The organism is Pseudomonas sp. MC6 (assembly GCF_054790575.1).
Genome location: NZ_CP186504.1, coordinates 1,566,718 through 1,586,312, shown reverse-complemented (window position 1 = coordinate 1,586,312; position 19,595 = coordinate 1,566,718). Strand labels below are relative to the sequence as shown.

At 57.9% G+C, this 19,595-nt stretch carries 16 protein-coding genes; 9 read left to right on the top strand and 7 right to left on the bottom strand.

The genetic code is table 11. The features are described from left to right. The first annotated feature begins 218 nt into the window (after nt 1-218). Complete coding sequence (locus tag ACOYXE_RS07165; RefSeq protein WP_460928387.1) at nt 219-3,413, top strand: dermonecrotic toxin domain-containing protein; 3,195 nt, start codon at nt 219-221, stop codon at nt 3,411-3,413. On the opposite strand, the gene ACOYXE_RS07160 is transcribed toward ACOYXE_RS07165, so the two are convergent. Next, nucleotides 3,394-4,452 carry an AraC family transcriptional regulator gene (locus tag ACOYXE_RS07160; RefSeq protein WP_460928385.1) on the bottom strand — a complete coding sequence of 353 codons (1,059 nt, stop codon included), beginning with the start codon at nt 4,450-4,452 and terminating at the stop codon, nt 3,394-3,396. The genes ACOYXE_RS07165 and ACOYXE_RS07160 overlap by 20 nt on opposite strands. Nucleotides 4,453-4,742: 290 nt before the next feature. On the opposite strand from ACOYXE_RS07160, the gene efeU reads away from it, so the two are divergent. Genes efeU through efeO (ACOYXE_RS07140) form a run of 4 tightly spaced genes read left to right on the top strand, consistent with a single transcriptional unit; the run spans nt 4,743 to nt 8,964 of the window. After that, entirely contained in the window at nt 4,743-5,582 is an 840-nt protein-coding gene (efeU, locus tag ACOYXE_RS07155; protein WP_405123722.1) for an iron uptake transporter permease EfeU, read from the top strand. 8 nt (nt 5,583-5,590) lie between these two features. After that, nucleotides 5,591-6,790 (top strand): iron uptake system protein EfeO, encoded by a 1,200-nt coding sequence (efeO, locus tag ACOYXE_RS07150; RefSeq protein WP_405123721.1) that lies wholly within the window; start codon nt 5,591-5,593, stop codon nt 6,788-6,790. An 18-nt stretch (nt 6,791-6,808) separates the two neighbouring features. Next, nucleotides 6,809-8,110: an iron uptake transporter deferrochelatase/peroxidase subunit gene (efeB, locus tag ACOYXE_RS07145; RefSeq protein ID WP_460928383.1), complete on the top strand. Its 1,302-nt coding sequence runs from the start codon at nt 6,809-6,811 to the stop codon at nt 8,108-8,110. A gap of 29 nt (nt 8,111-8,139) precedes the next feature. After that, on the top strand, nt 8,140-8,964 hold the full coding sequence (gene efeO, locus ACOYXE_RS07140) for an iron uptake system protein EfeO (RefSeq protein WP_460928381.1): 825 nt from the start codon (nt 8,140-8,142) through the stop codon (nt 8,962-8,964). 124 nt (nt 8,965-9,088) lie between these two features. Here efeO (ACOYXE_RS07140) and pssA read toward each other — a convergent pair whose 3' ends face one another. Beyond that, the gene (gene pssA / locus ACOYXE_RS07135; RefSeq protein WP_160057957.1) at nt 9,089-10,432 is read right to left on the bottom strand and encodes a CDP-diacylglycerol--serine O-phosphatidyltransferase; all 1,344 of its coding nucleotides are present in this window, start codon (nt 10,430-10,432) and stop codon (nt 9,089-9,091) included. Between the two features lie 204 nt (nt 10,433-10,636). On the opposite strand from pssA, the gene ACOYXE_RS07130 reads away from it, so the two are divergent. Continuing rightward, nucleotides 10,637-11,200, top strand: coding sequence for a TetR/AcrR family transcriptional regulator (locus ACOYXE_RS07130; RefSeq protein WP_150792674.1), 564 nt, complete (start codon nt 10,637-10,639; stop codon nt 11,198-11,200). Between the two features lie 55 nt (nt 11,201-11,255). Further along, nucleotides 11,256-11,735, top strand: coding sequence for a nuclear transport factor 2 family protein (locus ACOYXE_RS07125; protein WP_038361256.1), 480 nt, complete (start codon nt 11,256-11,258; stop codon nt 11,733-11,735). Nucleotides 11,736-11,789: 54 nt separating this feature from the next. Here ACOYXE_RS07125 and sfnG read toward each other — a convergent pair whose 3' ends face one another. Beyond that, a complete protein-coding gene (gene sfnG / locus ACOYXE_RS07120; protein ID WP_405123719.1) occupies nt 11,790-12,872 on the bottom strand; it encodes a dimethylsulfone monooxygenase SfnG in 1,083 nt (360 codons plus the stop codon). A gap of 335 nt (nt 12,873-13,207) precedes the next feature. Between sfnG and ACOYXE_RS07115 the strand changes: the two genes are divergently transcribed. Then, a complete protein-coding gene (locus tag ACOYXE_RS07115; protein ID WP_460928377.1) occupies nt 13,208-13,987 on the top strand; it encodes a TSUP family transporter in 780 nt (259 codons plus the stop codon). On the opposite strand, the gene nudC is transcribed toward ACOYXE_RS07115, so the two are convergent. The 4 genes from nudC to ACOYXE_RS07095 all read right to left on the bottom strand — a co-directional run bounded on the left by nudC (nt 13,955) and on the right by ACOYXE_RS07095 (nt 18,315). Continuing rightward, a complete protein-coding gene (gene nudC / locus ACOYXE_RS07110; RefSeq protein WP_160057959.1) occupies nt 13,955-14,785 on the bottom strand; it encodes an NAD(+) diphosphatase in 831 nt (276 codons plus the stop codon). The two genes, ACOYXE_RS07115 and nudC, sit on opposite strands and share 33 nt — an antisense overlap. Before the next feature lie 6 nt (nt 14,786-14,791). Continuing rightward, a complete protein-coding gene (locus ACOYXE_RS07105; RefSeq protein ID WP_160057960.1) occupies nt 14,792-15,604 on the bottom strand; it encodes a crotonase/enoyl-CoA hydratase family protein in 813 nt (270 codons plus the stop codon). A gap of 205 nt (nt 15,605-15,809) precedes the next feature. Next, nucleotides 15,810-16,733, bottom strand: coding sequence for a magnesium transporter CorA family protein (locus ACOYXE_RS07100; RefSeq protein WP_110718565.1), 924 nt, complete (start codon nt 16,731-16,733; stop codon nt 15,810-15,812). A gap of 7 nt (nt 16,734-16,740) precedes the next feature. Next, nucleotides 16,741-18,315 carry a RimK family protein gene (locus ACOYXE_RS07095; protein WP_405123715.1) on the bottom strand — a complete coding sequence of 525 codons (1,575 nt, stop codon included), beginning with the start codon at nt 18,313-18,315 and terminating at the stop codon, nt 16,741-16,743. 92 nt (nt 18,316-18,407) lie between these two features. Here ACOYXE_RS07095 and ACOYXE_RS07090 point away from each other — a divergent pair, with 92 nt between their 5' ends. After that, the gene (locus ACOYXE_RS07090) at nt 18,408-19,508 is read left to right on the top strand and encodes a peptidase C39 family protein (RefSeq protein ID WP_460928374.1); all 1,101 of its coding nucleotides are present in this window, start codon (nt 18,408-18,410) and stop codon (nt 19,506-19,508) included. The last annotated feature ends 87 nt before the right edge of the window (nt 19,509-19,595 follow it).

Genomic DNA, 19,595 nt, shown 5'->3' with positions numbered 1-19,595 from the left:
GGCTGGGAACCGTAAACAACACAGGGATAGTCGCGCCGTGCGGGGACTGGGGCAATGGTCAAAGCTATCAATGTGGCTGACTGGTTTGGCCAACCCTGACTGGCGTACAACCGTTTACTTACAAGTTGATAATTATATGCAGTGGTAGAAAGTTGGATGCCTTGATAGTTTGCGATGACGAACACCCAACTTCTATCTTGATCCAAAAGGAACGCACAGTGTCGCCCCAAGAAAACTCATTTGATGACAAAAGCTTTATTTTCGAACAATCGATACGCGCTCAATTCAAAAATCACCCGACGTTACGCAGTGTTGCCAGATCGCAACTGGAAAACTATCTGGAACACTGTCTTGAATCGGGCTCACTAACGCTTGATTCGATATTTTATCGTGATACCCGTTTTGTTCTGGACGCCGAACCAGTACCTTTTCTGGATGCATTCATTCAGGCCTTCACTGAAGGGCGCAGTGTTGTTCTGGCCGACGAAAACCTGATCATTCCGGTAAATGCCGAGAGCCACTCTGCAATCGATCTCGCCGAATTCCACCTGGCTCAGGAAGAACTGTGCCAAGCACTGGTTCCTGCGTTGCAGCAACAGTTGCTGGATTATTGGCAGCAACCAGCCGATAACGGCATGACGCGTTGGCAGTGGCTGGCTGAGGTTGTAAAAGATGCCTGCGCATCGAACATCAATGAATTACTTCACCAGTCAGATCAAGACTTTTATTTTGCTTTGACTGGCTTGGTCATAAAATCAGAAAAACACCATCGAGAAATTTTTAACGAGCATTTACGGGCGCCGGCTTATCTGTTGAAAATCACCTTGAATAACGAGGCTGATAATCTCTCGCTAATCTATCCTGCTCTGTTGATTACGGACAAATCAGGAACAGTGTTGATTCAATCTTCAGGTGCCTGGGAGCGATTTGAATCCGAGTCTGACTGCATACAGAATATTGCCCGAGACTTGCAGCGAAGCTGGGAGTTCACCACCCTGAGCGTTGATCGTTATGAGCCTGATGCGGATATTTTTGATGAGCTGGTGCGGGTCCTGATCGATCAGCAACTGTTGGAACTTGAGTGCATCCAGATTCCGGTCAACGAAATATTCGAGGGCGCTGAGCAACTGTTCGACCAGATCACCGATCCACTTCGCCTGCTGGCCGGCAAACAGCCGCATGTTTACCAAACGGCAAATGTCGACCAGCATTTGCCGCAATGGCTAAAGAATGCAGACTCTGGTGATCGCCGTACTTATCGGCGCTATGTATCGGCCATGGCGGCAACTCATCTGGAGTACGACGGTGCGACGTTTTTCACCGATCTGGATTCCATTCGCGACTTTGCCAGTCAAGCACTCGTCGATCAGATGAGCCATGACGGGCATGAACCGGTAAACCCTGATGACATGGAACTCAACGTCAAGGTGGCGCGAGGTGTACCCGGTGGATGGGGAAGCGTGGAAACCATCAGGCTGGGCATCATCGATTTTGCGCTGGAGAATCTTGCCGGCCTGCCATGGGGCACGATGACCGTCAATGGCTTGCACCAGCGTAATGTACCAGCGTGGATGACCCCCGATTACGTCAAGAGTCTCATCCAGTCGGTGGACATTGGCCGTACCTACCCGGCGTATCTGAAACAGCATTTGCTTGATAATCGTACCGAGGCGTCGTCCCGACAAAATCTGTTCACGGTTCACCTGCGCAATCAATTGCCGCTCCAGGCACTAGAGGCAAAACTGACGGGCGCCCATGGTTTTGACGATGACGGTGTACGTCTGATCATCGCGCTGGCTGATGGCGACGCCGCTCGACAGATCGTCGTCAGCCCCTTGCACCTGCGGCTCGGATCAGTTCTGAATATGTTCGTCATTGCTGCCGGCGACCTGAGCGATGCTCCGGTTATCCTCTATCGCCCCTTCTATTCCCCTTCGTTGATTCAATACCCTTCGCGCAGGCATCTGGAGCAGGCAATTCAGTCCGACGCCCCGCTGCAGAAGAGCATTCATGACTGGTACCAAGCCGTGGTCAGGCACACCGGGCTGCTGGGCGCTAACGAAATACGCCTGCGTTGGGAACTGAAAAACGTGTCCCCACTGCAGGGCGATGTATTTCAGCACTTGTATGAGGCGAACAGCCGGGCGCTTGTCGAGTTGGCAGACCGCCAATCAGTGTCCAATGCAGAAAGTCGCTGGGCCCACTTCAAAACACTGAGCTGGTTGATATTCGAGTCGTTGTTGCCGCTGGTGACCGGGCCGGCAGCCACCGCCGGATGGTTAGTGCAATTGGCGGTGAGTCTCAAGGCCGATCTTGAGGCACTGTCGCAATCGGATGGTCAGGACAAGTCGTTCGCCGTGGCTGACCTGTTGCTTAACCTGGCGGCCGTACTCATGCACGCCGGGCGCGTCACGACGAGGTCCCAAAACGCCGAGAGTGTGCCGCACCTGTCGATCGAACCGGAAGTGTTCGACTATTCCGTCGAAAGTCCCGCCCCCGCTACGCCCGACGTGCCGGTCCTTGAAAACCGTAGTTTACCGAGTGAGCAACATCCACAGGTGGACCTGTCGATTACCGAAAACGCGTTGGCGACACCGCGCTCATCCTTTTCCCGGGCGCAGCAAGCGATACTCGACAGTTTCGCGATGGAAAAGCCGGTAGACCTCGGAGAACCCGAGGCGCAAGGACGCAACAAAGGCCTTTATCGGTACAACAACAAATGGCATGCATTGGTGGAAGGTCAGTTTTTTCGGGTTTCGATTGAAGAAGGGCCGGTGCTGATCATTGACCCGGTGGATTACCAGCGGCCCGGCCCCTTCCTGATCTCCGACGGTCAGGGGCGATGGACAGTGGATAACCGGATGCACCTGAAAGGGGGCGCGCCAAGCAAGCGCGGCCATGATGATTCCAACACTGAGGCACCGGGGCCTTCACGGCGGGCAATCGCTGACAGTAGCGGGTTTCCGTCGGTTATCGAAACCGAAATCAAACCCTTGCCCAAGCGACTGTATCACTACGTGAACCGGGATAAATTAGCGACGATCAAAGCCACAAGAAGCGCGTTTATCGACAATTCGTCCAACGATGCGTACGGCAGACCGCAACGCAACATCGTCGGACTGTATGTGACCGATCTCGCTCCGGATTCCATGCCTCTGCAGCAGCTTTCGGAGACGCTGTTCGGGAAAAACCGCTACAACATTTCATCCCGTGCCAACAAGATCCACGCGGTACTGGAACTTGACCCCACGCTTTATCCAGAGGGCAGTGTGAAACTGTTCAAGCTCGAAAGCCCGAAGCTGACGGATCATATCTATGTCCTGCGCGGTGCGAAGAATGACTTGCAGTTGCGCATCAAGGCTTCGACGTTCGGTACCGGTACCACCTCGCTGGTCAGTGTGAAAGAACTGTAACTGTTCCCTCGGTCGAGCCAGCTTCGGCTGGCTGGCTGAGGATCAGGCTGCGGTAGTGACCAGGATTGGAGCCCGCCCATTTGCGGAACGCTTTATAAAATGAGCTGACATCGGCAAATCCCAAGCGGCTGGCAATTTCGACAAAACTGATCGAAGGTTCCGCCAGCCAGACAATGGCCAACTCCTTGCGCACACTGTCCTTGAGGCCTTGATAGGTCTGCCCTTCCTCCGCCAGTCGCCGGCGCAAGGTCGAGGCCGACATGCACAACTGTTGCGCCAGTGCCTCGGTTTCCGGCCATTGTTCAGCGGGCAGTTGCCGTAGATCCTGCTTGACCCGGCTGGCAAGACTTTGCGGATCGCGGTACTTCACCAGAATATTGGCCGGGGCGTGGGCGAGAAAGCGTTTCAACTCCTCGGCACTGCGCTTGATCGGCAGATCGAGGCAATCGGCGGAGAAAATCATCCGTGTCCGTGGCCGCTCGAAACGCAGGTTTTCCGAGAACATTACCCGGTAATCATCGGTGAAGTCCGGCGCCGCACAGCGCAATTCAATCGCCAGAATCGGTATCCGTCGCCCGGCCAGCCAGCACGCGACGCCGTGGACGATCATCCAGTAGGTGAAATAGCTGAAGGCACGGCGTGGTTCGGGATCGTCTTCAAGCAGAACGATTTCCGCCAGACTTTGCTGGTGCACCAGTTGTGCAGGCAGACGTTCGAGCATCAGTGAGAGAAAGCTCAACCCCGTGCTCAAACCCGCTGCGAGTGTCGGTTGCGCCATCGCACTGCGACAGAGGAATTCAAGGCTGCCGGACTTGAGCTTGCGCGGGTCCATACCAAAGAACTCGTCATCGCCACGGCGCGCCAATAACCGCCATAGCTTCGCGTACTGCGAGGCCGGTACCCGACCGTGATCGGTTTGCAGCAACGCCGGATCAATCCCGACCTTGTTCAAGGCTTCTTCCGTGGCCACGCCCGGGGCACAACTTTGCAGCAGTGCTTCACGCACCAGTTGAACAGCGATGGTGTCTTTTTCCGACATGGAGCGCGGTGAACCTTGTTGTTTTGAGTGGCAGGCATCTTACCGCAGGTGGCGAATTCAACACGAACCCCCTGTAGGAGTGAGCCTGCTCGCGATAGCGGTGGGTCTGAAAAATCAGCGCTGACTGACACGACGCCATCGCGAGCAGGCTCGCTCCCACAGGGTTCTGTGCTGGGGCAAAAAACAGGTTGTTCAGCTTGTGTTCAGGTTTATGTCAATCAATGTCATGTGAGAATGGTTGTCATTATGTTACAACTTGTAACCTCTTCGAATGACTTGTTGGATACCGAATGCTCGTTCCCTTTCTGATCATGCTGCGCGAAGGCATTGAAGCCGCGCTGATCGTTGGCATTATCGCCAGTTACCTCCAGCAAACCGGCCGTGGTCAATGGATGCCCGCCGTGTGGATCGGCGTGTTTCTCGCCGCCGCCCTCGCCCTGCTGGTCGGTGGTGGCCTGGAACTGGTCAGTGCCGAATTCCCGCAAAAACAGCAAGAACTGTTCGAAGGCATCGTCGGCCTGGTGGCCGTTGGCATTCTCAGTTCCATGGTGTTCTGGATGCGTAAAGTCGCGCGTTCGATCAAGCATTCGCTGCAAGCCTCGCTGGATCACGCGCTGACTTCTTCGAAGCATCAGGTCATTGCGCTGATCGCCATGGTGTTTTTCGCTGTCGCCCGGGAAGGTCTGGAAACGGTGTTCTTCCTGCTCGCGGTGTTCCAGCAGAGCGAAGGCCCGGGCGCGCCGATCGGTGCCCTGCTCGGGTTGATTCTGGCGATCATCGTCGGCTTCCTGATCTACAGCGGCAGCATGCGTCTCAATCTTTCGGCGTTCTTCAAGTGGACCGGCCTGTTCATTCTGGTGGTCGCCGCCGGGATTCTCGCCAATTCCGTGCAAGCCCTGCATGAAGCCGGGCTGTGGAATCACCTGCAAACCGTGCTGTTCGACTTCAGCGCGACGCTGCCGATGGACGGCCCCTTGGGCTCGGTGCTGGCCGGCATGTTCGGTTACCAGGATGCGCCGACCGTCAGCACCCTCGGCGCGTATCTGATCTATCTGCTCGTCGCGCTGGTGATGTTCTTTCTGCCGGCGCCCAAGCCGTCCGCTCAATCGTCTTCTGTTTCCAGCCAATAAGGGCATTCATGTCAAAGCCTAATACTCCTCAGGCCTCCCCTCCCCGCGCCTTGCGCTGGGCGGTGGCCGGTTCGGTGGTGGTGATGATCGCCGCAGGTGGTCTGTTTTATTACGCCTCGAAAATGGCTGCGGCCAAGCGTCAGCACAATCACGATGAAGTGGTGGTGAACATTCATCCGGGCAAATGCGAGCCGAACGCGCTGACAGTGCCGGCCGGTCGCGCCAGTTTCCGCATCGTCAACCGCTCCGACCGGGCGGTGGAATGGGAAATTCTCGACGGCGTGCTCGTCGTTGAGGAGCGCGAAAACATTGCGCCGGGCCTGAGTCAGGTGATCAATGCCAACCTGCAACCGGGCGATTACGCGATCACCTGCGGCCTGCTGAGCAATCCGCGTGGCACCCTGCATGTGACGCCGACTGCCGCTTCTGATGCTGCCGCGAAGGCCAAACCGTCGATGGTCACCTTCGTCGGGCCGTTGTCGGAGTTCCGTGTGTACCTGGCCAGCCAGAGCAGCGCGCTGATCAAAGCCGTGACCGCGCTCGATCAAGCGATTGAAAGCGGCGACTTGAGCCAGGCGCAGGCGCTGTACCTGCCGGCACGTGCGGCTTATCAACGTCTGGCCCCGGCCGCGCAGCGCCTCGCCGAACTGGACAACAGCATCAACGCCCGCGCCGACTACTTCGAAAAGCGCGAAGAGGATCCGGCGTTCGTCGGTTTCCACCGCGTCGAATACGCCCTGTTCCAGCAACGCAAACTCGACGAACTGACACCGGTCGCCAAGCGCCTGCTCAGCGATGTCACCACACTCAAACAGCAATTGCTCGCGCAGAGCCTGCCACCCGAGCAATTGGTCAGCATCATCGTGCGCAACCTCAACACCCTGGCCGACGTCCGCGCCGCCAGCGGTGAAGAAGAACGCTACAGCCACAGCGACCTCAACGGTTTTGCAGCCAACGCGCAAACCGCACACAAAGTCGTCGATCTGCTGCGGCCAATGTTGAGCAAGTCCGCCGCTGACCTGCTGCCGAAAATCGACAAGGCACTGACGGATTTCGACAGCGAACTCGACGCCTACAAGATCAAGGACGGCTACGCCAGCTACGACTCCGTCAGCGGCGCGCAACGCAAGCAGATTGCCGACAAGGCCCAGGCCCTGGCCGACGCATTGGATGGCATCGATCCCGCCCTCGGCCTCTCCGGCCTGTAAGCAGAAGACGAATTCCCGATGAAAGATATCGAACCACTTAACCTGCAACGTCGCCGTGTCTTGATGGGCATGGGCGCCGCGGGTGTTGCCCTCGCCGGTTCAGCCTTGAGCTGCCCGGCCATGGCCGCAGCGCCGGCGCAAGTCACCGAAGCACCGAGCAGCGACAAGACCGAAGACCGCCACGATTTCCACGGCGTGCACCAGACCGGCATCGTCACCCCGCGTCCGGCCTCGGGCATGCTGGTTTCGTTCGACGTATTGGCCAGTGATCGTGAAGATCTGGAGCGGTTGTTCCGCACGCTCAACGAACGCATCGCGTTTCTGATGAAGGGTGGCCCGGTCGCACAGATCGATCCGAAACTGCCGCCGCCGGATTCCGGCATCCTCGGCCCGAACGTGACGCCGGACAACCTGACCATCACCGTTTCTGTCGGCGAGTCACTGTTCGACGAGCGCTTCGGTCTGGCCGATGCTAAACCCAAACGACTGATGCGCATGGTCGGTTTCCCCAACGACGCGCTGGACGCCGATTGCTGCCATGGCGACCTGAGCCTGCAGTTCTGTTCGAACACTGCTGACACCAATATTCACGCCCTGCGCGACATCGTCAAAAACCTGCCCGACCTGCTGCTGGTGCGCTGGAAGCAGGAAGGCAGCGTGCCGCCGCAAGCCCCGGCGAAACCCGGTGTGCCGGCACAGTCGGCGCGCAATTTTCTCGGTTTCCGTGATGGCTCGGCCAACCCCGACTCTAACGACAGCAAGGCCATGGATCGCCTGGTGTGGGTGCAACCGGGCAGTGACGAACCGGCCTGGGCCGCGCACGGCAGCTATCAAGCGGTGCGGATCATCCGCAACTTCGTCGAGCGTTGGGATCGCACGCCGTTGCAGGAACAGGAAAGCATCCTTGGCCGGGTCAAAACTACCGGGGCACCGATGGGTGGCCAGCATGAAAGCGAAGTCCCGGATTACAGCAAAGACCCGGCCGGCAAGCTGACCAAACTCGACGCGCACATTCGTCTGGCCAACCCGCGCACTGCCGCGACGCAGGACGCCAACCTGATCCTGCGCCGGCCGTTCAACTACTCCAACGGCGTGAACAAGAACGGTCAGCTCGACATGGGCCTGTTGTTCATCTGTTACCAGGCCGATCTGGAAAAAGGCTTCATCACCGTGCAGACCCGCCTCAACGGCGAACCACTGGAGGAATACCTCAAACCGGTCGGCGGCGGCTACTTCTTCACCCTGCCGGGTGTCACCGGCGACAAGGACTTCATCGGCCGCTCGCTGCTCAACGCCACACAACCAAAAACTGCTGCCTGAAACAACATCCCAACACTGGAGCCGCCCCCATGAAAAAGACGCCACTCGCGTTATTGCTGACCCTAGGTTTGCTCAACACCACGCTGTCGGCGTTCGCCGCCACGGCACCGCTGGATCTGGTCGGGCCGGTGTCGGACTACAAGATCTACGTTACCGAACAATTGGATGAACTGGGCAGCCACACCCAGCAATTCACCGATGCGGTGAAGAAAGGCGACCTGGCCACCGCGCAAAAACTCTACGCACCGACCCGCGTTTATTACGAGTCGATCGAGCCGATTGCCGAGCTGTTCAGTGACCTCGATGCATCCATCGACTCCCGCGTCGACGACCACGAGAAAGGCGTGAAAGCGGATGACTTCACCGGTTTCCACCGCATCGAATACTCGCTGTTCTCGGAGAAAAGCACTCAGGGCCTGAACCAACTGGCGGACAAGCTCAACAGCGACGTCAAAGACCTGCAGACTCGCGTGGCCGGTCTGACCTTCCCGCCTGAGAAAGTCGTCGGCGGTGCTGCTGCGCTGCTGGAAGAAGTGGCCGCCACCAAGATCTCCGGCGAAGAAGATCGCTACAGCCACACCGACCTGTATGACTTCCAGGGCAACATTGACGGCGCGAAGAAAATCGTTGATCTGTTCCGTCCGCAGATCGAGAAGCAGGACAAGGCTTTCGTCGCGAAGGTCGACAAGAACTTTGCCACGGTCGACAAGATTCTGGCCAAGTACAAAACCAAGGATGGTGGTTTCGAGACTTATGACAAGGTGAAGGATAACGACCGTAAAGCGCTGGTCGGGCCGGTGAATACACTGGCGGAAGACCTGTCCACGTTGCGTGGCAAGTTGGGTCTCAACTGATTTTTTTGTAGCGCCTGTTGAAGCCCTATCGCGAGCAGGCTCACTCCTACATTAGGAATGCGTTCCCCTGTAGGAGTGAGCCTGCTCGCGATAGCGGTTGTATGACCGCCACAAATGTTAAGCCTTACAGGATCCGGTAGAGCAACCGCTCAATCCGCACCCGACTCACGCGCTTGAGAAACCTGGCCACCCCGGCCGGGTATTCCGGCAGCGTCTCCAGAGTCTGAAAGCCGTCGATCCGCGTGGTATGGCGGAAAATCTCTTCCAGCTCCTTCGCCCGCGGCTCCAGCCATTCGCCCTTCGGGTCATCGATCAACAACGCATTCTCCAGATCCAGGCGAAATGCCCGTGGATTCAGGTTGTTGCCGGTCAGCAACGTATAGCGCTGATCGATCCACATGCCCTTGAGGTGATAGGTATTGTCGCCATCACGCCACAAGTGCAGGTTCAACTGACCACTGTCGATATTGCGCTGGTGCCGTTTGGCAAAGCGGCGCAGGCTGATCTCGTACAGATACGGTAGCGCCGCGATCACCTTGAACGGCTCGCTCGGCGGGATATAGAAGTCGTTGGCGGTCTTGTCGCCGACGACGATATCGATCTTCACGCCACGGGCCAGCGCGCGGTTGATCTCACGGATCACGCCCAGCGGCAGATTGAAGTATGGCGTGCAGATGGTCAGTTGCTTTTGCGCGCTGGCGATCAACTCAAGAATCGCCCGGTTCAACGGGTTGTTCTTGCCGACGCCGAGCAACGGAGTGACTGAAAGGCCTTCTCTGGCCGTGCTGCCGGTGGCGGTATCGTACGTCGCGTATTTGAGACGGCTGCGCAGATCGCCGATGTCGTTGCGCAGGCTACGCGTAGTCGGCAGGTTTGGCAGATCGAGGCGATGGACCGCTTTCGATTCGATCAGGCCGTGCTTGACCAAGTGATGCATCGAATCGGCCAGTTCGCGACTTTGCAGGACGTGATAACGGTCGAAACGGTACTTGTCGAACTTGTGCAGGTAAACGTTGTTCAGGCTCGCGCCGCTGTAGACCACGCAGTCGTCGATCACGAAGCCTTTCAAATGCAGCACACCAAACAACTCGCGGGTCTGCACCGGCACGCCGTACACCGGCACTTCGCTCTGGTGCGTGCGGGTCATTTCCTGATACCACGCCGAGTTGCCCGGCTGCTTTCCGGCGCCGATCAGCCCGCGCTGGGCACGCAACCAATCGACGACCACGGCGATTTCCAGCTCGGGGCGCTTAAGCTTGGCCGCGTGGAGAGCATCGAGGATTTCCTGACCGGCTTCGTCTTGCTGCAGATACAGCGCGACGATGTAGATGCGCTGGGTCGCCGTGGCGATTTTTTCCAGCAGGCAACGACGGAACTCGGCGGCGCCGGACAGAATGGTCACGGCCTCGGCGGTCAGCGGAAAGCTGCGCAGTTTAGGCAGCAGGGAACGTTTGAAAAGCAACGGCATAGGGCTCGCAATGGGTCGAATCCGAAGAACCCGAGAGCTTACACCATCGCATCCTTCGGGTCTTGTTAGTGCCCGTAAAGAGATCAAAAGATCGCAGCCTTCGGCAGCTCCTACACGGGCCAATGTAGGAGCTGCCGAAGGCTGCGATCTTTTGATCCTAAAAAACCATTGCCAAAGGAGAACAATCGTTCTACTGTTCGCCACATGAACGAAATCACTAGCAACGACACACGAGACATCATTCTGGATGTCACCGAAAAGCTGATCTACAAAAGTGGCATCGCTGCCACCAGCATGGATCTTCTGGTGAAAACCGCCGGCGTCTCCAGAAAAAGTATCTACCGTTACTTTGCCGACAAGGACGCGCTGACCGTCGCCGCCCTGCAACGCCGTGACGTGCGCTGGATGCATTGGTACAGGAGCGCCGTCGATCAGGCCGAAACCCCGGCCGATCGCCTGCTCAACCTGTTCACCGTGCTCAAGAGCTGGTTCGCCTCCGAAGGCTTTCGTGGCTGCGCATTCATCAACACCAGCGGCGAAACCGGCGATCCACAGGACCCGGTGCGCCTGGTCGCCAAAGAACACAAACAGAAGCTGCTCGACTACGTGTGCGAGCTGTGTACCGAACATGGCGCCGAAGATCCGCAACTGCTGGCCAGACAGCTGCTGATCCTGATTGACGGTGCCATTACCGTAGCGCTTGTGATGGGTGATCACAGTGCCGCCGATAATGCGCAATGCATGGCGCGAAAGTTATTGGACCTGTAACGCCTTAATAAGCCGGACTTGTTGTTCAATTATTAATTAGATCGGGAGACTGAACATGTCTACTGCAGCCCAGGTACGTCCGCCATTGCCGCCCTTCAACCGTGAATCGGCGATCGAAAAAGTTCGTTTGGCCGAGGATGGCTGGAACTCCCGCGACCCGGAACGGGTATCGCTGGCCTACACCCTCGACACCAAGTGGCGTAACCGCGCCGAGTTCGCCAACAATCGCGAAGAAGCCAAGGCCTTCCTCACCCGTAAATGGGCGAAAGAACTGGACTACCGCTTGATCAAGGAGCTCTGGGCCTACTCGGATACCCGCATCGCCGTGCGCTACGCCTATGAATGGCACGATGATTCGGGTAACTGGTTCCGCTCTTACGGCAATGAAAACTGGGAATTCGACGAGCAAGGCCTGATGTTCCAGCGCTATGCGTGCATCAACGACATGCCGATCAAAGAGAGCGAACGCAAGTTCCACTGGCCACTGGGCCGGCGCCCGGATGATCATCCAAGCCTGTCCGACCTCGGTCTGTAACAATCGACCCTGTAGGAGCTGCCGAAGGCTGCTCCTACAGGGGATTTGTGGGGTTCAGGCGACAGCGGCGGTCTTCTCGGCCTCCAGTTCGCGCACCAGCGGCAACACCCGCCGCCCGAAATATTCCACCTCTTCCTGAAAGTGCAGAAACCCCGCCAGCACCAGATCCACCCCCACCGCCTTCAACGCGACAATCCGCTCGGCAATCTGCAGCGGCGTACCAATCAGATTGGTCTTGAAGCCATCGTTGTACTGCACCAGATCCTCGAACGTCGATTTCGCCCAGTTGCCCTCACCCTCCGGCGATGCCCGGCCCGCTTGTTTCGCCGCATCGCCAAAGGCGTTTACCGCTTCCGGATCCGCCTGATCGATGATCTGCGCAAGTACCGCCCGCGCCTCTTCTTCGGTATCACGGGCGATGACAAAAGCGTTGACGCCAACTTTCACCGAATGATTATTCGCCGCCGCTTTCTGACGAATATCGTCAACCTGTGCCTTGATCCCTTCAACGCTGTTGCCATTGGTGAAATACCAGTCCGAAACCCGCGCCGCCATGTCTCGCGCCGCACGGGAACTGCCGCCCTGAAAGATCTCCGGACGGCCCAGCGGCTTCGGTTTCAGACTGTAATTGTCGAAGCGGTAGAAGTCGCCGCGAAAGGTGAAGTTGTCCTCACTCCACACGCCTCGCAGTGAGCGGATGAACTCTTCGGAACGACGATAACGCTCGTCGTGCTCCAGCCAATGCTCGCCGATGGCCTGGAATTCGCCCTTGAACCAGCCACTGACGATGTTCACCGCGATGCGGCCGTTGGTGAGTTGATCGATCGTCGCCAGTTGTTTGGCCGCCAGCGCTGGTTGCCAAGGACCGGGCAGGATCGCCGCGATCACTTTGAGTTTGCTGGTGGCCGCGAGCAAGGCGTGGCTGAATGCGACGGACTCGTGCTGGAACTCCGCACCATAACCGGCGGTGAAGCGGATCTGCGTCAGCGCGTATTCGAACCCGGCCGCCTCAGCGATCTGCGCCAGTTTGCGGTTGTAGTCGATGCCCCAATCAGTGCGCTGTTCGATCTTGCTGACCACCAGCCCACCGCTGACGTTCGGCACCCAGTAGGCAAATTTAACGGCTTGCTGACTCATTGGCGTGTCCTCGGGACATTTGCGGAGATGTGGGTGATAGAGCAGCAAGCGTGCCAGGGTTGGAATGCCTGGTTTTATTGGTGTTCGGCGTTGAATAGATGTTTTGTAGAGGAGAGATTTGTTGGCTGGATGTTGAGTGGGCAACAGTAGATTTTGCAGTGGCTGGAAAGCCGCCTTCGCGAGCAGGCTCGCTCCCACAGGGTGGAATGCATTTCAAAATGTGGGAGCGAGCCTGCTCGCGAAGGCGTCAGACGGGTCGCCGCAACACTTGGAAATGAGTAACATGACCGCCCTCCCCGCAGCCAAATCTGCGCCCTGCCGAATAAGCCGATTCCATGCCTTTCGAACTCAGCGTTGACCTCACCACCCTGGCCATTCTGGCCCTTGTCGCTTTCATTGCCGGTTTCATCGACGCCATCGCCGGCGGTGGCGGTCTGTTGACCACCCCTGCGCTGTTGACCGCTGGCCTGCCACCGCATCTGGTGTTGGGCACCAACAAGTTGAGTTCGACCTTCGGTTCGGCCACCGCCAGTTTCACCTTCTACCGCCGCAAGCTGTTCCACCCAAGGCAGTGGACGCATGCGATTGTCGGCACTTTGATCGGCGCACTGACTGGCGCTGTCATCGCTCATTACCTGCCAGCAGAATGGCTGAACAAGATGCTTCCGGTAATCGTCTTCGCTTGCGGTCTGTACCTGTTGTTCGGCGGTACGCCAAAAGCACCGCTGGACAGCGACGCTCCGATCAAGAAGAAATGGCAATCGACCCAAGGCTTCAGCCTCGGTTTCTATGACGGCGTGGCCGGTCCCGGCACGGGCGCATTCTGGACGGTGAGCAGCCTGCTGCTCTACCCGATCGACTTGGTCAAGGCCAGCGGTGTGGCGCGCAGCATGAACTTCGTCAGCAACATTGCGGCGCTGTCGGTGTTCGTGTTTTCCGGGCAGGTGGACTGGATCATCGGCCTGAGCATGGGCCTGTCGGTGATGGTCGGCGCGTTCTTTGGCGCGCGCACCGCGATCAGCGGTGGCGCCAAATTCATTCGCCCGGTGTTCATCACCGTGGTACTGGGTTTGACCGTGCGCCTAGCCTGGCAGCACTGGTTCAGCGTGGCCTAAGCGCCGCGCCACGTAGACATCGATCAAGTAACGGGCAATCGACTTGGACGCCGGCAACGGCGGCAGATCGTGCACGTTGAACCACTGGGCGTCTTCGATCTCGTCTTCCTGACAGACAATCTCGCCACCGGCGTATTCGGCATGGAAGCCGAGCATCATCGAGTGCGGGAACGGCCAGCACTGGCTGCCCAGATACTGAATGTTCTTCACCTCGATCTGCACTTCTTCACGCACTTCCCGAATCAGGCAATCCTCGGCCGACTCACCCGGCTCGGCGAATCCGGCCAGCGTGCTGTAGACCCCGGTGACGAATCGCGGCGAGCGCGCCAACAGAATCTCGTCGCCCCGAGTGATCAGCACGATCATGCTCGGTGAAATCCGCGGATAACTGCGCAGGTCGCACGGCTGGCAATACATCGCCCGCTCGCGCGGCACCTGCGTCATCGCCTGCCCGCAGTTGCCGCAGAAGCGGTGTTCGCGAGCCCAAGTGCCGATCTGCGCGGCGTAACCGAGCACTTTGTAGATCGTGTGCTCGCCATCGAGCATGAACGCCCGCAGGCCTTTCCAGTTGCAACCCGGCACCTCACCGGCACTGCGCAACTCCAACAGGTACACCGGCTCGCCATCGAGATGGCCAATGCCGTGCTCGGCGAGAACTGACAGGTCCTGACGCTTGAGCCATTCCCGAGGGAACAGCGCGCCGTTGTCATCGAACAAAAAGCCTTCCGGGCTGCGCGCCACGGCCCAGCCGCCGGGTTGATCGGTGTCCAGTACTGCAGTGGTCCAGCGAGATGTCATGGTTTCTCAGTCCAGAAATTCGGGTTTCTGTTTGCTCATATGGGCGGCCATGGCCACGCGCAAGTCAGTGGATTGCAACATGGCGGCGTTCCAGGTGGCAACGTATTCGAGACCGTCGTCGATGCGATGGTCGCGCATGTAGCTGATCATTTCCTTGGTGCCGGTAACCGCGATCGGCGATTTCGAAGCGATCTCGCGAGCGATGTCCAACACGCCTTCGAGCAGCGCGTCCTTGTCGCTGTAGACGCGGTTGACCAGGCCAATGCTGCGCGCCTCATCAGCGCCGAAAGTGCGACCGGTGTAAGCCAGTTCACGCAGCATGCCGTCACCGATGATCCGTGGCAACCGTTGCAAAGTGCCAACATCGGCGGCCATGCCGATATCGATTTCCTTGATCGAGAATTGCGCGTCTTCAGCGGCGTAGCGCATATCGCACGCGGCGATCAGATCGATGGCGCCACCCAGGCAATAACCTTGAATGGCCGCGATGACCGGTTTGCGGCAGTTGTCGACGGCGTTGAACGAGGCTTGCAGGGTGAGGATCTTGCGCCGCAGCAGGCGCGCATTGCGGCCAACGTCCTTGCCCAATTCATTGGCCACGCCGGCGAGCATCATCAGGTCGATGCCCGAGGAAAAGTGCTTACCGTTGCCACTGAGCACCACCACGCGCACTTCGTCGGTGTCGTCGATCCACTGGAAGATCTCGACGATCTCGCTCCAGAACGCCGCGTTCATCGAATTGATCTTTTCCGGGCGATTGATCTGCACATGGGCGATGTTGTCGGCCAGTTCGACGCTGAAGGCGGAGTATTGAGTCATGGCAGTGATCCTTTACCGGGCTGAAAATGAGGCCCGAACTATAACAAGGCATCACAGTGGCGGTTCGGCCAAATGCGGGACTGTCCTGAGTTTTACTTTGCCTGTACTGACCTCTTCGCGAGCAGGCTCGCTCCCACAGGGGGGAATGCATTTCAAAATGTGGGAGCGAGCCTGCTCGCGAAAGCGTCCGATCAGGCACTACAAATCATCTGGCCAAACGCCGCAGCCCAAACAACATCCCCCCCGCCCCCAACAACATCGCCGCCAGAAACAGCGGATAGGAAACCCACCACGGCGTCCCCGCCGTCATCATGCTGAACTCCGACATCCCGCCAATACTGGCAATCAGGTTCAACGGCAGAAACACCACGTTGATCAACGTCAGCTTGCGCAGGAGGTTGTTCATGCTGTTGTTCATCAGATTGCCACGCGCATCGATCAGCCCGGAAAATACTGTGGAGTAGATTTCCGCCTGCTTATAGCACTGGTTGTTTTCGATGATCAGGTCGTCGATCAGGCCGATCGCCTCACTGCCGAAATGCTGCTTCTCGGCATGATTACGCAAGCGTGTAAGGACCGCGCCGTTGCTGTGCAGCGCGTTGATGTAATAGATCAGGCTTTCGCTGAGGTTGAACATCTGCACCAAGTGCTGGTTCTGCATCGATGCATTGAATTTCTGCTGCAGCTCGCGGGCGACCAGTTTGATCACCTTCAGGTGCCCGAGGTAGTGGTGGATGTTGTTGAACAGCAGGTCGAGCAAGACATCCAGCGGCGTATTCAGCGGCTGGCGGGTGCCGAGGCCGTGCAGCGGCGTGTCGTCGGTGGCGATCACCAGTAGTTGTCCCGGGGCGAACAGCAATCCGCACGACGACACTTCAAACGCCAGACTGCCACCGCCGGAATAGTTTTCCGGGCGCTTCCAGATCAGGAACAGATGGTCCGGATGGAACTCGATGCGTGACACCTCGTCCGGGTCCAGCGCTGACGCCAGTGCATGCTCGTCGACCTTGAAATGACTGTGCAGCAAGTCGCGCTCGGCGGCATCCGGGTTGCTGAACAGCATGACCTCGGCGTCCAGTCGCTCGACCCGCTGCAAGGCGCCGTGGCTCAGTGCGAAGCTGTTGATCATCGGCGCCTCACCAGGCCTGACCGCGACGCTTGAGTTCCAGACGACGCACGAATTCTTCCAGCACCAGTGAATACAGATCGTCGTGCAAATAAGCGTCTTCAATACCGGCGTCGAGGTTGGGGTTGTCGTTGACTTCGATTACCACCACCTTGTCGCCGGCCTGCTTCAGATCGACACCGTAGAGGCCGTCGCCGATCAGATTGGCGGTCTTCACCGCTAACTCCACCACCGCACGCGGCGCCTCGTGGATCGCCATGGTCCGGCATTCGCCGTTGACATCCTGACCTTTGGCCTTGTGGTTATAGATTTGCCAGTGGCCCTTGGACATGAAGTATTGGCAGGCGAAGATCGGTTTGCGGTTGAGTACGCCGATGCGCCAGTCGTATTCGGTGTAGAAAAACTCCTGAGCCAGCAGCAACACCGAGTGTTCGAACAGTTCGGCGGTGGCTTCGAGCAAAGCCTGCTGGCTTTCGACCTTGATCACGCCACGGGAAAAACAACCGTCGGGGATTTTCAATACCAGCGGAAAGCCGAGGCGCTCGCCCACGCGCTCGAAGTCCTCGGGTCGCTCCTTGTAGAGAATTTCGGTGGCGGGCATGCCCAGTTGATGGCTGTTGAGCAGATCGGTCAGGTAGACCTTGTTGGTGCAGCGGAGGATCGATGTCGGGTCGTCCATTACCACCAGACCTTCGCTCTCGGCCTTCTTGGCGAAGCGATAAGTGTGGTTGTCGACGCTGGTGGTCTCGCGGATCAGCAAGCCGTCGTACTCGGCCAGACGCGCGTAATCCTTTCGTTCAATCAGTTCAACATCGATACCCATGCCCTTGCCGACCCGGACGAAATTCGCCAGTGCCTTGGCGTTGGATGGCGGTAACGCCTCCTGCGGATCGTGCAGTATCGCCAAGTCGTAGCGCGCCACTTGCGGCGAGCGCGGCACTCGCCAGACTTTGCGACTGAAACCGTCCAGCGCATTGGCGAACTGATCTTCCTGATCATCGCGCAACTTGTGCAAGGCGCCGGACTTTATACCTTCGATGTGCCAGCCGTTAGTTCGGCGAAACTCAACTAACAGGATCGGACAGGGAAATACTTCAAACAACTGCCGGGCCAGATCCTGTAATGGCTCGATATGTGTTCGGCCAAAATACAGGGTCAGAGTAAAGCCTTCGGTATCACTGTAGAGATGATGACTGAGGGCTTTCTCCAGGGTTTTATCGAGATCGTCCAGCGCCAGGCCGTAAAGTGATTTTTTCGTCAGCTCGCTAATGGTACGCACCGAAGGAATCACCTTATGCCCGCGGGCTTCGGCCAGCAGCGAGCAGTAATAGCCATGGCCAAGGTACTTGTAGCTGCGGCACAGATTGATCACCTGCACGCGCTTGCCCGGCTCGCTGTCGCAGCTGTGCTCGAGATATTCCTGCGCCGTCAGGATGTCTTCACTGGGAAAATAGGAGGCCCAGTCTTCCTTGCGCTCGACAATTATCAACACTTGACTGGATGCCTTAACCGCCGAACTTAAATAAGTTGCCGCCGGCAAACTTTGCTCGGATACTTCGCGCCAATGACCCTGTACCGCTGACATAGAGATTGATCCGTTGGAGAACAAGACCTTTTCTATTAAGCACGAAGTTTTTCGAAAGTCTCGTTTCGTTACGCAACTTTTACGGTGGTCATATGAAGGCTGTTTTTCGTTTGGCGATAGTTGAAGACTTGCCGGCGCTGCTGGCACTGGAAAAGCAATGTTTCACCACGGACCGGCTCACCAGTCGCAGTTTTCAATGGATGATCACTCGTGCTCACGGGCAGTTGCTGGTGGCCGAGTGCGGCGGCCAACTGCTCGGTTACGGATTGGTGTTGTTTCATCGTGGTACTTCGCTCGCGCGGCTATATTCCATCGCGATCGCGGTTGAGGCGCGAGGCACGGGCCTGAGCAAGCAACTGCTGCAACGCATTGAAGCGATGGCGCTGGAGCACGACTGTGCGTACCTGCGTCTGGAGGTACGCACCGACAATCCTGCGGCCATCGCGCTGTACGAACGTAGTGGCTACCGGCGTTTTGCGCTGATTCACGATTACTACGAAGACCACGCCGATGCGCTGCGCCTGGAGAAACGCATCGTCCAGCATCGTGATTCGCGCAGCATCAAAGTGCCCTACTACCGACAAACCACTGATTTCACCTGTGGCCCGGCGTGCCTGCTGATGGCCATGGGTGCTCTGCAATCGGAACGTTTACTGGAGCGTGGAGAAGAACTGCAGATCTGGCGGGAAGCGACCACGGTGTTCATGACCTCCGGCCATGGCGGGTGCAGCCCGCAGGGATTGGCGTTGGCGGCGTGGCGTCGAGGCTACAAGGTGGGTTTGCAACTAAGCCTGGCCGGGCCATTGTTTCTCGACGGTGTGCGGGATGCGCATAAAAAAGACGTCATGCGCCTGGTACACGAAGAGTTCACGGGGCAATTGCAGGAGACCGATGTTGAGTGTTTGATCGGTGCGTCTCTGGACCTGCCGCGACTGCTGGATGCCGGTGGACAGCCGCTGTTGTTGATCAGCAGCTATCGACTGACGCGATCCAAGTCGCCGCACTGGGTAATCGTGACCGACTGCGACGAAGATTTCGTTTACCTGCACGACCCGGATGTCGACCATAGCCAGCATCGACAGCCAATGGATTGCCAGCATGTGCCGGTCAGCCATGGCGAATTCGAGAAAATGTGCCGGTTTGGCCGGGGCAAACTGCGTGCGGCGGTGGTGCTGTATTCCCGCGAAACGTAAGCGTCCACATGCAGGAGCTGCCAAAGGCTGCGATCTTTTGATCTTGATTCTGAGAATCAAGATCAAAAGATCGCAGCCTCGTTGCAC

Excerpts from the sequence above, each read along its gene's own strand:
- ACOYXE_RS07090 (WP_460928374.1), top strand. The coding sequence starts at position 18,408 with ATGAAGGCTGTTTTTCGTTTGGCGATAGTTGAAGACTTGCCGGCGCTG.
- ACOYXE_RS07100 (WP_110718565.1), bottom strand. The coding sequence starts at position 16,733 with ATGATCAACAGCTTCGCACTGAGCCACGGCGCCTTGCAGCGGGTCGAG.
- efeO (WP_405123721.1), top strand. The coding sequence starts at position 5,591 with ATGTCAAAGCCTAATACTCCTCAGGCCTCCCCTCCCCGCGCCTTGCGC.
- nudC (WP_160057959.1), bottom strand. The coding sequence starts at position 14,785 with ATGACATCTCGCTGGACCACTGCAGTACTGGACACCGATCAACCCGGC.
- pssA (WP_160057957.1), bottom strand. The coding sequence starts at position 10,432 with ATGCCGTTGCTTTTCAAACGTTCCCTGCTGCCTAAACTGCGCAGCTTT.
- ACOYXE_RS07125 (WP_038361256.1), top strand. The coding sequence starts at position 11,256 with ATGTCTACTGCAGCCCAGGTACGTCCGCCATTGCCGCCCTTCAACCGT.
- efeU (WP_405123722.1), top strand. The coding sequence starts at position 4,743 with ATGCTCGTTCCCTTTCTGATCATGCTGCGCGAAGGCATTGAAGCCGCG.
- ACOYXE_RS07115 (WP_460928377.1), top strand. The coding sequence starts at position 13,208 with ATGCCTTTCGAACTCAGCGTTGACCTCACCACCCTGGCCATTCTGGCC.
- ACOYXE_RS07105 (WP_160057960.1), bottom strand. The coding sequence starts at position 15,604 with ATGACTCAATACTCCGCCTTCAGCGTCGAACTGGCCGACAACATCGCC.
- ACOYXE_RS07130 (WP_150792674.1), top strand. The coding sequence starts at position 10,637 with ATGAACGAAATCACTAGCAACGACACACGAGACATCATTCTGGATGTC.
- ACOYXE_RS07160 (WP_460928385.1), bottom strand. The coding sequence starts at position 4,452 with ATGTCGGAAAAAGACACCATCGCTGTTCAACTGGTGCGTGAAGCACTG.
- efeO (WP_460928381.1), top strand. The coding sequence starts at position 8,140 with ATGAAAAAGACGCCACTCGCGTTATTGCTGACCCTAGGTTTGCTCAAC.
- ACOYXE_RS07095 (WP_405123715.1), bottom strand. The coding sequence starts at position 18,315 with ATGTCAGCGGTACAGGGTCATTGGCGCGAAGTATCCGAGCAAAGTTTG.
- efeB (WP_460928383.1), top strand. The coding sequence starts at position 6,809 with ATGAAAGATATCGAACCACTTAACCTGCAACGTCGCCGTGTCTTGATG.
- sfnG (WP_405123719.1), bottom strand. The coding sequence starts at position 12,872 with ATGAGTCAGCAAGCCGTTAAATTTGCCTACTGGGTGCCGAACGTCAGC.